This window comes from Romboutsia sp. 1001216sp1, assembly GCF_039841805.1.
Classification (GTDB): Bacteria; Bacillota; Clostridia; order Peptostreptococcales; family Peptostreptococcaceae; genus Romboutsia_C; species Romboutsia_C hominis.
In genome coordinates this window covers 22,434-37,523 of the sequence record NZ_JBDPHA010000014.1, presented here as the reverse complement: position 1 = coordinate 37,523, position 15,090 = coordinate 22,434, and the positions used below count along the sequence as shown (strand labels likewise).

Annotated in this window: 11 protein-coding genes and 1 other annotated feature; all 11 genes read left to right on the top strand. The window is 35.1% G+C overall.

Annotation, left to right across the window (positions count from 1 at the left end; all coding sequences use genetic code 11):
• Positions 1-9 precede the first annotated feature (9 nt).
• Entirely contained in the window at positions 10-552 is a 543-nt protein-coding gene (nusG, locus tag ABHC41_RS12265; RefSeq protein ID WP_092921769.1) for a transcription termination/antitermination protein NusG, read from the top strand.
• Positions 553-588: 36 nt separating this feature from the next.
• Positions 589-1,014, top strand: coding sequence for a 50S ribosomal protein L11 (gene rplK, locus ABHC41_RS12260; protein WP_021121982.1), 426 nt, complete (start codon positions 589-591; stop codon positions 1,012-1,014).
• A gap of 76 nt (positions 1,015-1,090) precedes the next feature.
• On the top strand, positions 1,091-1,789 hold the full coding sequence (rplA, locus tag ABHC41_RS12255; protein ID WP_092921771.1) for a 50S ribosomal protein L1: 699 nt from the start codon (positions 1,091-1,093) through the stop codon (positions 1,787-1,789).
• A gap of 52 nt (positions 1,790-1,841) precedes the next feature.
• Positions 1,842-1,972: a sequence feature (ribosomal protein L10 leader region), on the top strand.
• 46 nt (positions 1,973-2,018) lie between these two features.
• Positions 2,019-2,522, top strand: a complete 504-nt coding sequence (gene rplJ, locus ABHC41_RS12250; protein ID WP_092921773.1) for a 50S ribosomal protein L10 — start codon at positions 2,019-2,021, stop codon at positions 2,520-2,522.
• A gap of 78 nt (positions 2,523-2,600) precedes the next feature.
• Positions 2,601-2,963 carry a 50S ribosomal protein L7/L12 gene (rplL, locus tag ABHC41_RS12245; RefSeq protein ID WP_092921776.1) on the top strand — a complete coding sequence of 121 codons (363 nt, stop codon included), beginning with the start codon at positions 2,601-2,603 and terminating at the stop codon, positions 2,961-2,963.
• Between the two features lie 241 nt (positions 2,964-3,204).
• Entirely contained in the window at positions 3,205-6,909 is a 3,705-nt protein-coding gene (locus ABHC41_RS12240; protein ID WP_092921778.1) for a DNA-directed RNA polymerase subunit beta, read from the top strand.
• Positions 6,910-6,952: 43 nt separating this feature from the next.
• Entirely contained in the window at positions 6,953-10,441 is a 3,489-nt protein-coding gene (gene rpoC, locus ABHC41_RS12235) for a DNA-directed RNA polymerase subunit beta' (RefSeq protein WP_092921780.1), read from the top strand.
• Positions 10,442-10,738: 297 nt separating this feature from the next.
• Positions 10,739-11,161: a 30S ribosomal protein S12 gene (gene rpsL, locus ABHC41_RS12230; protein ID WP_092921782.1), complete on the top strand. Its 423-nt coding sequence runs from the start codon at positions 10,739-10,741 to the stop codon at positions 11,159-11,161.
• Positions 11,162-11,286: 125 nt separating this feature from the next.
• Positions 11,287-11,757, top strand: a complete 471-nt coding sequence (rpsG, locus tag ABHC41_RS12225) for a 30S ribosomal protein S7 (protein WP_092921784.1) — start codon at positions 11,287-11,289, stop codon at positions 11,755-11,757.
• Positions 11,758-11,806: 49 nt separating this feature from the next.
• The gene (gene fusA, locus ABHC41_RS12220) at positions 11,807-13,873 is read left to right on the top strand and encodes an elongation factor G (RefSeq protein WP_092921786.1); all 2,067 of its coding nucleotides are present in this window, start codon (positions 11,807-11,809) and stop codon (positions 13,871-13,873) included.
• Between the two features lie 81 nt (positions 13,874-13,954).
• Positions 13,955-15,090: elongation factor Tu (tuf, locus tag ABHC41_RS12215; RefSeq protein ID WP_195238532.1), on the top strand; the 1,136-nt coding region annotated here is incomplete at its 3' end.

Here is a 15,090-nt window from a genome sequence, read left to right as displayed (position 1 = left end):
AGAATCAAAATGTCGGAATTACAAGAAGCAAGATGGTATGTTGCACATACTTATTCAGGACATGAGAATAAGGTTAAAGCTACGATAGAAAAAGCTGTAAAAACTAGAGGTATGGAAGACTACATAAAGCAAGTAGTTGTACCTACTGAAGATGTAGTTGAAACTACTAAAACAGGGAAAGAAAAAACTAGACAACGTAAGATATTTCCAGGTTATGTTCTAGTAAAAATGATAATCACTGATGAATCTTGGTATGTCGTAAGAAATACTAAGGGAGTTACTGGATTTGTTGGACCAGGGTCTAAGCCAGTACCATTAAGTGAAGATGAAGTACTAGCTATGGGCATAGAATTAACTGAACCTAAAATAGGTAACAGCGATATCGACTTAGAAATAGGAGATGCTGTTGAAGTTTCAAACGGGCCATTCGCTGGACAAGTAGGTACAGTTGAAGCGATAGACGTAGAAACTAAAGAAGTTAAAGTGTGCATAGATGCATTTGGAAAGAAGACTCTATTTGTTGTAGAGTCAGATAGTATAGAGAAATTATAATAGTTACTCAAATATAAAAATAAGGAGGTACGAAAAATGGCTAAAAAAGTTATAGGTCAAATAAAATTACAAATACCTGCAGGAAAGGCTACTCCAGCACCACCAGTTGGTCCAGCATTAGGACAACACGGTGTTAACATAATGGGATTCACAAAAGAATTCAATGCTAAGACTGCAGATCAAGCTGGAATGATAATACCAGTTGTTATAACTGTATACCAAGATAGATCATTCTCATTCATAACAAAAACTCCACCAGCTGCAGTATTATTAAAGAAAGCTGCTGGTTTAGATACTGCATCAGGAGAACCAAACAAGAAGAAGGTTGCTACTTTATCTTCAGCTAAGATAAGAGAAATAGCTGAATTAAAGATGCCTGACTTAAACGCTGCTTCAGTAGAATCTGCTATGAGAATGATAGCTGGTACTGCAAGAAGTATGGGAATCGTTGTAGAAGACTAATTTCAAATAAATTAGACACTTCTTTAAGAAGTGGGAGGTTTAAAAACCGAATATAACCACAAGGAGGAAAATAAAAATGGCTAAAAAAGCAAAGAAATATGTAGAAGCATTAAGCAAAGTAGACAGAGCTAAATTCTACGATGCTACAGAAGCTTTAGCATTAGTTAGTGAAATAGCTACTGCTAAGTTCGATGAGACTGTTGAAGCTCATATAAAATTAGGTGTTGACTCAAGACACGCTGATCAACAAGTTAGAGGTGCTGTAGTATTACCTCACGGAACTGGTAAAACTAAGAAAGTTTTAGTTTTCGCTAAAGGTGAAAAAGCTAAGGAAGCTGAACAAGCTGGAGCTGACTTTGTAGGAGCTGAAGAATTAGTTCAAAAAATACAAGGTGAAAACTGGTTTGATTTCGATATAGTTGTTGCTACTCCAGACATGATGGGTGTAGTTGGTAGATTAGGTAGAGTATTAGGACCTAAAGGTTTAATGCCAAACCCTAAATCAGGAACAGTTACATTTGATGTAGCTAAAGCTATAGATGAAATAAAAGCAGGTAAAGTTGAGTACAGATTAGACAAAACTAACATAATACACGTTCCAGTAGGAAAAGTATCATTTGGTGGAGAAAAGTTAGCTGAAAACTTTGCAACTTTAATGGAAGCAATAGTTAAAGCTAAGCCAGCTGCTGCTAAAGGACAATACTTAAGAAGTATAACAGTTGCATCTACTATGGGACCTGGAGTTAAAATAAACCCAGCTAAAATAGCAGAATAATAAAAACTGTTGACATGGCTAAACAAAAATGTTAATATAACATTTGTTGATATAAAAAAGAATAGATTTGCCGTAGACAGTAGGTGCTTAAGGGCTTAATATCCTACCGAGGTTTTAGATAAATTGAAATTACTAAAGCTTTTGTTGTCTACTTTTAGACACGAAAGCTTTTTTAAATGAGATTGCGGCGAATACTAAACCTAATCAGGTGAAGGAGGTGCACATCTAGATGAGAAAAGCTATAGAACTTAAATCACAAGTTGTGGCTGAAATAGTTGAAAAATTAGAAAAGTCATCTGCTGCTGTTGTTGTTGATTACAAAGGATTAACAGTTGAAGAGGTTACTGAACTAAGAAAGAAAATGAGAGAAGCTGGTGTTGAATACAAAGTATACAAAAACACTTTAGTTAGAAAAGCTGCTAAAGAAGTTGGTATAGAACAATTCAACGATGAATTATTAGTTGGAACTAATGCAATAGCTTTCGGATACGAAGACCCTGTTGCTCCAGCTAGAATATTAAAAGAATTCATGGATTCTCATCCAAAAATGCAATTAAAGATGGGTATAGTAGAAGGAGAATTCTACAACGAGTCTCAAATAGTTGAGTTCGCTAACATACCATCAAGAGAAGTTCTTCTTGCAAAATTACTTGGAAGCTTAAAAGCTCCAATGTCAAACTTCGCATACTTATTAGATGCAATGATAAAGAAACAAGAAGGTCAAGAAGCTTAATAAACATTAACCAAGAAAAAATTGGATTGGTTATATAATTAATTAAAAATTAACGAAAATAATTCGGAGGTGCTAAAAATGACAATAGAACAAATATTAGAAGCTATAGAAAATATGAAAGTTTTAGAATTAAATGAATTAGTTAAAGCTGCTGAAGAAAAATTCGGTGTATCTGCTTCAGCTCCAGTTATGATGGCTGGTGCAGTTGCTGGTGGAGCTGCTGAAGAAAAGACAGAATTCGACGTAGTATTAGCTAACGCTGGTTCTTCAAAAGTTGGAGTTATAAAAGCTGTTAGAGAAATAACTGGATTAGGATTAAAAGAAGCTAAGGAATTAGTTGACAACGCTCCTAAGACATTAAAAGAAGGAGTTTCTAAAGAAGAAGCTGACCAAATGAAAGAAAAATTAGAAGCTGCTGGAGCTTCAGTAGAAGTTAAGTAGTTTTCTTTTAAGAGGTGTCCTGTTTGGGGCACCTTTTTTGTTTTCTAAAAAAATATGTAAAAAATGAGAATTTTAGTTTAATATTTTGCGCATAATAAATAATGCATATTTTGTAGGATAAATTAAATGTAAAGAATAGAATAATATACATATTGAAAAATGCTTGACATTATGATAAAATTATTAGATGCGTTAGAATAAACTATGGTTTTATTTTTTATTATTGAGAGGTGAAAAGTGAATGCCACATCCTGTCACGATAGGTAAAAGAACTAGAATGAGCTTTTCTAAGATAAAAGAAATAGCTGATGTGCCAAATCTTATAGAATTACAAGTTGATTCTTATAAGTGGTTTATCGAAGATGGATTAAAAGAAGTTTTCGAAGACATATCTCCAATAGAAGATTACACAGGTAATCTTATATTAGAATTTGTTGATTACTCTTTAGACGATAAGCCTAAGTATGACATAGAAGAATGTAAAGATAGAGATGCCACATACTGTGCACCTCTAAAAGTTAAGGTTAGACTTATAAATAAGGAAACTGGGGAAATAAAAGAGCAAGAAGTATTTATGGGAGATTTCCCTTTAATGACAGAAAAAGGAACTTTCATAATAAATGGTGCTGAGAGAGTTATAGTAAGTCAGTTAGTTAGATCTCCTGGCGTTTACTATGCTTTAGAGAGAGATAAAACAGGTAAGAAGTTAATATCATCTACTGTAATCCCTAACAGAGGAGCATGGTTAGAATACGAAACAGATTCTAATGATGTAATATCTGTAAGAGTTGACAGAACTAGAAAGCAACCAGTAACAGTATTATTAAGAGCTCTAGGAATAGGTACGGATGCAGAAATAATCGAACTTCTTGGAGAAGATGAGAGATTAGCTGCAACATTAGAAAAAGATAATACTACTTCTGTTGAAGAAGGTTTAATTGAGATATACAAGAAGTTAAGACCGGGTGAACCACCAACAGTAGAAAGTGCATCATCATTATTAAATGCATTATTCTTTGATGCTAAGAGATATGACTTAGCAAAAGTAGGTAGATATAAGTTTAACAAAAAGCTTGCTCTATGCTACAGAATAATGAACAGAGTTTCAGCTGAAGATATAGTTAATCCAGAAACTGGAGAAGTATTTGTAAAAGCTGGAGAAAAAATAAGCTACGAAGTAGCTAAGGATATTCAAAATTCTGGAATAAACGTAGTTAGTTTATTACTAGATGATGAAAAGACTGCTAAGGTTATAGGTAATAACTTTGTTGATATAAAATCACATATAGAATTCAATATAGATGATTTAAATATAAAAGAAAAAGTTCATTACCCAACTTTAAAAGAGATAATGGATGAATATAGTGACGAAGAAGAAATAAAAGAAGCTATAAAATCTAGAATAAAAGAGCTTATACCAAAGCATATACTATTAGATGACATAATAGCATCTATAAACTACCAATTCAACTTATTCCATGAAATAGGTTACATAGATGATATAGATCATTTAGGTAACAGAAGAATAAGATCAGTTGGTGAGTTATTACAAAACCAAGTTAGAATAGGTTTATCTAGAATGGAAAGAGTTATAAAGGAAAGAATGACTGTTCAAGACATGGAAGCAATAACTCCTCAAGCTCTAGTTAACATAAGACCTGTTTCTGCTGCTATAAAAGAATTCTTCGGTAGTTCACAGTTATCTCAGTTCATGGATCAAACTAACCCATTATCTGAGTTAACACACAAGAGAAGATTATCTGCACTAGGACCAGGGGGTCTTTCAAGAGAAAGAGCTGGGTTCGAAGTTCGTGACGTTCATCATTCTCACTACGGAAGAATGTGTCCTATAGAGACACCAGAAGGACCAAACATCGGTCTTATAAACTCATTAGGTACTTATGCTAAGATAAATGAATTTGGTTTCATAGAATCTCCTTATAGAAAAGTAGATAAGGAAAATGGTAGAGTAACTGATGAGATACATTACTTAACAGCTGATGAAGAAGATTTATTCATAAGAGCTCAGGCTAATGAACCATTAGAAGAAGATGGAACATTCATAAATAAGAGATTAGTATGTAGAACTAAAAATGGTGCTGTTGAACTAGTTCCAGTATCAAGAGTTGACTACATGGATATATCTCCAAAGCAAGTTGTTTCTATAGCAACTGCAATGATACCATTCTTAGAAAATGACGATGCCAACCGTGCGCTGATGGGATCGAACATGCAACGTCAAGCAGTACCTCTAGTGAGAAGAGAAGCTCCAATCATAGGTACAGGGGTTGAGTACAGAGCTGCTAAAGACTCTGGAGCAGTTGTTGTTGCTAAGAACTCTGGTATAGCTGATAGAGTTACAGCTGATGAAATAATAATTAAAAGAGAAGATGGAAACAAAGATAGATATAAATTACTTAAGTTTAAGCGTTCAAACCAAGGTACTTGTATAAATCAAACTCCTATAATAAATAAAGGAGATAAGATAGAAAAAGGTGATGTTATAGCTGACGGACCTTCAACAGATCTTGGAGAAGTAGCATTAGGAAGAAACTGCTTCATAGCGTTCATGACTTGGGAAGGTTATAACTACGAAGATGCCATCTTAATAAATGAAAGATTAGTTAAAGAAGATAGATTATCAACAATTCATATAGAAGAATATGAATGTGAAGCTAGAGATACTAAGTTAGGACCTGAAGAAATAACTAGAGATATACCTAACGTTGGAGAAAGTGCTATAAAGAACTTAGACGAAAGAGGTATAATCAGAATAGGTGCTGAAGTAGATTCTGGAGATATATTAGTTGGTAAAGTAACTCCAAAAGGAGAAACTGAGCTTACTGCAGAAGAAAGATTACTTCGTGCTATATTCGGAGAAAAAGCTAGAGAAGTTAGAGATACTTCACTTAAGGTTCCTCATGGAGAATCTGGTATAATAGTTGATGTTAAAGTGTTCACTAGAGAAAATGGTGACGATTTATCTCCAGGTGTTAATGAATTAGTTAGATGTTATATAGCTAAGAAGAGAAAGATAACTGTTGGGGATAAAATGGCCGGACGTCATGGTAATAAAGGGGTTATATCTAGAATCTTACCAGAAGAAGATATGCCATTCATGCCAGACGGAACACCATTAGATATAGTTCTTAACCCACAAGGTATACCATCTCGTATGAACATCGGACAGGTTCTTGAAGTTCATTTAGGTCTTGCTGCTAAGGCTTTAGGATGGCATGTTGCTACATCAGTATTTGATGGTGCAAAAGAGCCAGATATAAGAAAAGCATTAGTTGAAGCTGGATACCCAGAAGATGGAAAGATAACTTTATATGATGGTAGAACAGGTGATACTTTCGATAACCCAATAACAGTTGGATACATGTACATGTTAAAACTACATCACTTAGTTGATGATAAGTTACATGCTAGAAGTACAGGACCATACTCATTAGTAACTCAACAACCACTAGGTGGTAAAGCACAATTCGGTGGACAAAGATTCGGTGAGATGGAGGTTTGGGCTCTAGAAGCATACGGAGCTGCTCATATACTTCAAGAAATACTTACTGTTAAATCTGACGACGTTGTAGGACGTGTTAGAGCATACGAAGCAATCGTAAAAGGTGAAAATATACCTGAACCAGGAATACCAGAATCATTCAAGGTTCTTATAAAAGAACTTCAAAGTTTATGCTTAGATGTAAAGGTATTAACTGATGAAGATCAAGAAATAGAAGTCAGAGAATCACTAGATGTAGAAGAAACTACTGGTGAATTTGAATTAGATATAATAGAAAATGTTAAAGAAATGGAAGATGACCATATAATAGAAGAAATCGAAGAAGAAGATTTCGAGAATGGTGATATGGATAACATTGAATTTGAAGAAGACATAGTTTATGATGAAATAGACTATGATGATACAGAAGACTTTGATGTATAATATTTTTATTAATGTAAATATCAAATAGAAGGGAGAGAACTCCTTGTTTGAATTAAACAATTTTGAGTCGATAAAGATAGCACTAGCTTCTCCAGAGAAAATAAGACAATGGTCTAGAGGAGAAGTAAAAAAGCCTGAAACTATAAACTACCGTACACTAAAACCAGAAAAAGATGGTCTTTTCTGTGAAAGAATATTTGGACCTCAAAAAGACTGGGAATGTCACTGTGGTAAATATAGAAGAGTAAGATACAAAGGTGTAGTTTGTGATAGATGTGGAGTAGAAGTTACTAAAGCTAAAGTAAGAAGAGAAAGAATGGGACATATAGAGCTAGCAGCTCCTATGTCTCATATCTGGTACTTCAAAGGGATACCAAGTAGAATGGGACTTTTACTTGATATGTCTCCTAGATCTTTAGAGAAGATACTATACTTTGCTTCATACGTAGTAGTTGATCCAGGAGAAACTGGATTAAATGCTAAGCAATTATTAACAGAAAAAGAATACAGAACTGCAGTTGATAAGTATGGATACAATACTTTCACAGTAGGTATGGGTGCTGAAGCTGTAAAACAATTATTACAAAATATTGATTTAGAGCAAGAAAGCAAAGAGTTAAGAGCTGACCTTAAGGACAGCACTGGACAAAAGAGAGTTAGAACTATAAGAAGATTAGAAGTTGTGGAAGCATTCAGAAAGTCAGGAAACAAGCCTGAGTGGATGATATTAGATGCTATTCCAGTAATACCACCAGATTTAAGACCAATGGTACAACTTGATGGTGGAAGATTTGCAACTTCTGACCTAAATGATTTATACAGAAGAGTTATAAATAGAAATAACAGATTAAAGAGATTATTAGAACTTGGAGCTCCTGACATAATCGTTAGAAATGAAAAGAGAATGCTTCAAGAAGCTGTAGATGCTTTAATCGACAATGGTAGAAGAGGTAGACCTGTAACAGGACCTGGTAATAGACCACTTAAGTCTTTATCAGACATGCTAAAAGGTAAGCAAGGACGTTTCCGTCAAAACTTACTTGGTAAGCGTGTTGACTACTCAGGACGTTCAGTTATAGTTGTTGGACCAGAACTTAAATTCTATCAATGTGGTCTTCCAAAGAAAATGGCCCTTGAATTATTCAAGCCATTCGTTATGGATAGATTAGTTAAAGAAGGTTATGCACACAACATAAAGAGTGCAAAAACTATAGTAGAAAAAGTTAAGCCAGAAGTTTGGGATGTTTTAGAAGAAGTTATAAAGAGTCATCCAGTTCTACTTAACCGTGCTCCTACTCTACACAGACTTGGTATACAAGCATTTGAACCTGTATTAGTAGAAGGTAAAGCAATAAAACTACATCCACTAGTATGTACAGCGTACAACGCTGACTTCGACGGTGACCAGATGGCGGTTCACGTTCCTTTATCAGTAGAAGCACAAGCAGAAGCAAGATTCTTAATGCTATCTGTAAACAACATACTTGCACCTAAAGATGGTACACCAATAACTACTCCTTCTCAGGATATGGTTCTAGGTTGTTACTACTTAACAATAGAAGACCAAGGTGGAGAAAAAGGAACAGGTACAATATTTAAAGATTACAATGAAATGTTACTTGCTTATGAGAATAAAGCGGTTGAATTACATTCATTAGTAAAGATGAGAGTTGTACTTGAAGATGGAAGAAGTTCTTTAGTTGAAAGTACAGTAGGTAGATTTATATTCAATGAAAATATACCTCAAGACTTAGGATTTGTTGATAGAGAGAAAGATCCATTTGGATTAGAAGTTGATTTCTTAGTTGACAAAAAATCTCTAGGTAAAATAATAGATAAGTGTTTCAGAAGACATGGAAACACTAGAACAGCTATGATGTTAGACCACATAAAATCTTTAGGATTTAAATTCTCTACTAGAGGTGGTATAACAGTTGCCGTTGCAGATATGAAGATACCTGAAGAGAAGAAGGATCATATAGCAGCTGCAGAAGAAAAAGTTGATAAATATGAAAAAGCATATAGAAGAGGTCTTATATCTGACGAAGAAAGATATGAAAGAGTTATAGAAACTTGGACAGAGACTACTGAAAAAGTTACAGATGCTCTTATGTCAGGTCTAGAAAGGCTTAATAATATATTCATAATGGCTCACTCTGGAGCCAGAGGTTCTAAGAACCAGATAAGACAGTTAGCTGGTATGCGTGGTCTGATGGCCAATGCATCTGGTAAAACAGTTGAAGTTCCAGTTAAATCTAACTTCCGTGAAGGGTTAACAGTAATGGAATACTTCACATCATCACATGGTGCTAGAAAAGGTCTTGCCGATACAGCGCTTCGTACAGCCGATTCAGGTTACTTAACAAGAAGACTTGTTGATGTCAGTCAAGATGTTATAGTAAGAGAAATAGACTGTGGAACTAGTGATGTAACAGAAGTTACTGCAATAAAAGATGGAAACGAAGTAATAGAAGAACTATACGATAGAATTGTTGGAAGATATACTATAGCTCCTATAGTAAATCCTACAACTGGTGAAGTTATAGTTGAAGCTGATGCTATGATACAAGAAGCTGATGCTGATAGAATAGTTGAAGCTGGAATAGAAAAAGTTGAAATAAGAACAGTTCTTAACTGTAAGACAAACCACGGAGTTTGTTCTAAGTGTTATGGTAGAAACCTTGCAACAGGTAAGGAAGTAAACATAGGTGAAGCTGTAGGTATAATAGCTGCTCAATCAATCGGGGAGCCAGGAACACAGCTTACAATGCGTACATTCCATACAGGTGGGGTTGCCGGTGGAGATATAACTCAAGGTCTTCCAAGGGTTGAGGAATTATTCGAAGCCAGAAAACCAAAAGGTTTAGCAGTTATAACAGAAGTTGCTGGTAGAGTTGAAATAGATGAAACTGGTAAGAGAAAAGAAGTAGCTGTAATACCACAAGAAGGAGAAACTCAAGTATATGCAATACCTTACGGATCAAGAATAAGAGTTAAGCAAGGTCAAATGGTTGAAGCAGGAGATCCATTAACTCAAGGTTCTATAAATCCACATGATATAGTAAGAGTACAAGGTATAAGTGGAGTTCAAAACTATATAGTTAAAGAAGTTCAAAGAGTTTATAGAATGCAAGGGGTTGACGTTAACGATAAGCATATAGAAGTTATAGTTAGACAAATGCTATCTAAAGTTAAGGTTGAAGATCCAGGAGATACAGAATTATTACCAGGTGGTTATGAAGATGTATTAACATTCAATAAATGTAATGAAGAAGCTATTGCTAACGGTTTAAGACCAGCAGTTGCTAAGAGAACTTTACTTGGTATAACTAAAGCTTCTCTTGCTACAGAATCATTCTTATCTGCAGCTTCATTCCAAGAAACAACAAGAGTTCTTACTGAAGCAGCTATAAAAGGTAAGGAAGATCACTTAATAGGTCTTAAAGAGAATGTTATAATAGGTAAATTAATACCAGCAGGAACAGGTATGAAGAGATACAAGAACATAGCTGTTGAAAAAATTGAAGAGTAAGCTTGAACTAGCCGATTAATAGCTAGAAAGTAACTTGACAGTAATTATGTCTGGTGATAAAATGTTAAAGTGTGCAATTGAAAGTTATCTAAGAGCTTATGGCTCTTAGAGTTTTCAATTGGACTTTATATAATTAAAGAACTAGCAGCACCAAACTGCAAAGAGCTAAAACCACAGGAATGTGAGTTAATAGACATTTAATTGTGAGTAACGTAAGTTACTATGAATCAATATGCTTTCATATTGATGTAGTTGGCGGTCATTAAGATCGAAAATTTGGAAAAGGAGGTGCAGATGATGCCAACAATTAACCAATTAGTTCGTAAAAGAAGACAAGCAATAGAAAAGAAATCTACTGCTCCAGCATTACAAAAAGGGTACGATTCTTTACACAAGAAATCTACTAACACAAGTTCACCACAAAAAAGAGGAGTTTGTACTTCAGTTAAAACAGTAACTCCTAAGAAACCTAACTCAGCTTTAAGAAAAGTTGCCAGAGTTAGATTAACAAACGGAATAGAAGTTTCTGCTTATATACCAGGTGAAGGACACAACTTACAAGAGCATAGTGTTGTTCTTATAAGAGGAGGAAGAGTAAAAGACCTTCCAGGGGTTAGATACCACATATTAAGAGGTACATTAGATACTGCAGGTGTTGATAAGAGAATGCAAGCAAGATCTAAGTACGGTGCTAAGAGACCTAAAGCTGCAAAGAAATAGTAAAAATTAACAATTGATTATAGTGCGGTGCTTTAAATATATATAGATATTTATGGCATCACGGCATATTATGATGTCGAGTACCTATGATTTAATAATATCAAATAATTAAGGAGGGAAGCAAAATGCCAAGAAAAGGTAATGTTCCAAAGAGAGAAGTATTAGCTGATCCAATGTATGGAAGTAAAGTTGTTACTAAGTTAATAAACAATTTAATGATAGATGGAAAAAAAGGAAAAGCTCAAACAATAGTATATGATGCTTTTGCTTTAGTAGCTGAAAGAACAGGAGAAGAAGCCATAGAAGTATTCAACAGAGCTATGGATAACATAATGCCTGTTTTAGAAGTTAAAGCTAGAAGAGTTGGTGGAGCTAACTACCAAGTTCCAGTTGAAGTTAGACCAGAAAGAAGACAAACTTTAGGTTTAAGATGGTTAGTAAACTACACTAGAGCTCGTGGAGAAAAAGGAATGGTTGAAAAGTTAGCGAAAGAAATAATGGACGCTGCAAACAACACAGGAGCTTCAGTTAAGAAGAAAGAAGATACTCATAAGATGGCAGAGGCTAATAAAGCATTTGCTCACTACAGATTCTAATAGTAGGATATAAAGATACCTTTTAAGGGATATCGTAAGGAGGAGAACCATGGCTAGAAAGTTTCCTTTAGAAAGAACTAGAAATATAGGAATCATGGCTCATATAGATGCAGGAAAAACTACTACTACAGAAAGAATCCTATTCTATACAGGGCAAACACATAAAATAGGAGAAACTCACGAAGGAGCTTCTCAAATGGACTGGATGGAGCAAGAGAAGGAAAGAGGTATAACAATAACTTCTGCCGCTACTACTGCTGCATGGAGAGACCATAGAATAAACATAATAGATACACCAGGACACGTCGACTTCACAGTTGAGGTTGAAAGATCTCTAAGAGTTCTTGACGGTTCAGTTGCTGTATTCTGTGCTAAAGGTGGGGTTGAACCTCAATCTGAGAACGTATGGAGACAAGCTGATAACTACGGTGTACCTAGAATAGCATTCGTAAATAAAATGGACATCATGGGTGCAGACTTCTTTAACGTTGTATCAATGATGAGAGAAAGATTAAATGCAAATGCTGTACCAATGCAATTACCAATAGGTAAAGAAGATTGGTTAGAAGGTGAAGTTGACTTATTAGAAATGAAAGCTCATATCTATAAAGACGACTTAGGAAAAGAAATAGAAATAACTGAAATACCAGAAGATATGAAAGAATTAGCTCAAGAGTGGAGAGAAAAAATGGTTGAAGCAGTAGCTGAAACTGATGAAGATCTAATGATGAAATATCTTGAAGGTGAAGAGCCAACTATAGAAGAGTTAAAAACTGCTATAAGAAAGGCTACTATAGCTTGTGAAATGAACCCAGTATTCTGTGGATCTGCTTACAAGAACAAAGGTGTTCAGTTATTATTAGATGCAGTTGTTGATTATTTACCAGCTCCAACTGATATAGCTGCTATAAAAGGTATATTAGAAAATGGTGAAGAAGCAGAAAGACACTCATCTGATGAAGAACCATTCTCAGCTTTAGCATTCAAAATAATGACTGACCCATTCGTTGGTAAGTTAGCATTCTTCAGAGTTTACTCTGGAATAATGCAAGGTGGATCATACGTACTAAACTCTACTAAAGGTAAGAGAGAAAGAATAGGACGTATACTACAAATGCATGCTAATACAAGAGAAGAAATAACAGAAGTATACGCAGGAGACATAGCTGCAGCAGTAGGATTAAAAGATACTACTACTGGAGATACTTTATGTGATCCAGCTAATCCAATAATACTTGAATCTATGGAATTCCCTGAGCCAGTTATATCTGTTGCTATAGAGCCTAAGTCTAAAGCAGCTCAAGAAAAGATGGGTATAGCTCTTCAAAAATTAGCTGAAGAGGATCCAACTTTCAGAGTTAAGACTGATGAAGAAACAGGACAAACTATAATATCTGGTATGGGTGAATTACACTTAGAGATAATAGTTGATAGATTATTAAGAGAATTCAAAGTTGAAGCTAACGTTGGTGCTCCACAAGTTGCTTACAGAGAAACTATAACTCAACCAGTAGATGTTGAATACAAGTACTCTAAGCAATCAGGAGGTAGAGGACAATACGGACACGTTAAGATCAGAGTTAATCCTCAAGAGCCAGGTGCTGGTTACAAGTTTGAAAACAAAACTGTTGGTGGATCTGTTCCTAAGGAATATGTTGGACCAACTGATGCAGGTATACAAGGTGCAATGCAATCTGGTATAGTTGCTGGATACCCAGTTGTTGACGTTGCTGTTGAATTATACGATGGTTCTTACCATGAAGTCGATTCATCAGAAATGGCATTCAAGATGGCTGGTTCTATGGCTATGAAGGAAGCTATGAAGAAAGGTAATGCAGTATTACTTGAGCCTTACTTCAAAGTTGAAGTTGTTACTCCAGAAGAGTACATGGGAGATGTTATGGGTGGATTAAACTCTAAGAGAGGTTTAATACAAGGTATGGAAGCTAGATCTGGTGCACAAGTTATAAATGCATTCGTTCCACTTTCAGAAATGTTTGGATACTCTACTGAGTTAAGATCATCTACTCAAGGTCGTGCAACATACACAATGATATTCGACCACTACGAGCAAGTTCCAGCTTCAGTTGCTAAGAAAATAGCTGAAGGAAAATAATAATTTTTTTAAAAATAAGTATAATAAGTAAGACGAGGTTACCTCGTCTTACATAAAATATATATAGGGAGGTATTTCAAAATGGCTAAAGCTAAATTTGAAAGAAATAAGCCGCACGTTAATATAGGAACTATAGGACACGTTGACCACGGTAAAACTACATTAACAGCTGCAATAACAAAAACTTTATTCGATAGATATCAATTAGGAGAAGCAGTAGATTTCGCTAACATAGATAAAGCTCCAGAAGAAAGAGAAAGAGGAATCACAATATCAACTGCTCACGTTGAATACGAAACTCCAAACAGACACTACGCACACGTTGACTGTCCAGGACATGCTGACTACGTTAAGAACATGATAACAGGAGCAGCTCAAATGGATGGTGCTATATTAGTTTGTTCAGCAACTGATGGACCAATGCCTCAAACAAGAGAGCATATATTATTATCAAGACAAGTTGGTGTACCATACATAGTAGTATTCTTAAACAAGTGTGATATGGTAGACGACGAAGAATTATTAGAGTTAGTTGAAATGGAAGTTAGAGACTTATTAAATGAGTACGAATTCCCAGGAGATGACACTCCAATAGTAAGAGGATCTGCTTTAATGGCATTACAAGATTCTTCTTCAGAGTGGGGAGACAAAATAGTTGAATTATTCGAGCAAATAGACGAATATATACCAGCTCCAGAAAGAGATGTTGATAAAGACTTCTTAATGCCAGTAGAAGACGTATTCTCTATAACAGGTAGAGGAACAGTTGCTACAGGTAGAGTTGAAAGAGGAGTATTAAAGGTTCAAGACGAAGTTGAAATAGTAGGACTTGCTGACGAGCCAAGAAAAGTTGTAGTAACAGGAGTAGAAATGTTCAGAAAGTTATTAGACCAAGCACAAGCTGGAGATAACATAGGAGCATTAATAAGAGGTGTACAAAGAAATGAAATAGAAAGAGGACAAGTTATGGCTAAGCCAGGAACAGTTAAGCCTCACACTAAGTTCAATGCAGAAGTATACGTTCTTAAAAAAGAAGAAGGTGGAAGACATACTCCATTCTTCGATGGATACAGACCACAATTCTACTTCAGAACAACTGACGTAACAGGAACTTGTAAGTTACCAGAAGGTACAGAAATGGTTATGCCTGGAGATAACATACAAATGACTATAGAGTTAATAAACTCAATAGCAATAGAAGAAGGATTAAGATTCGC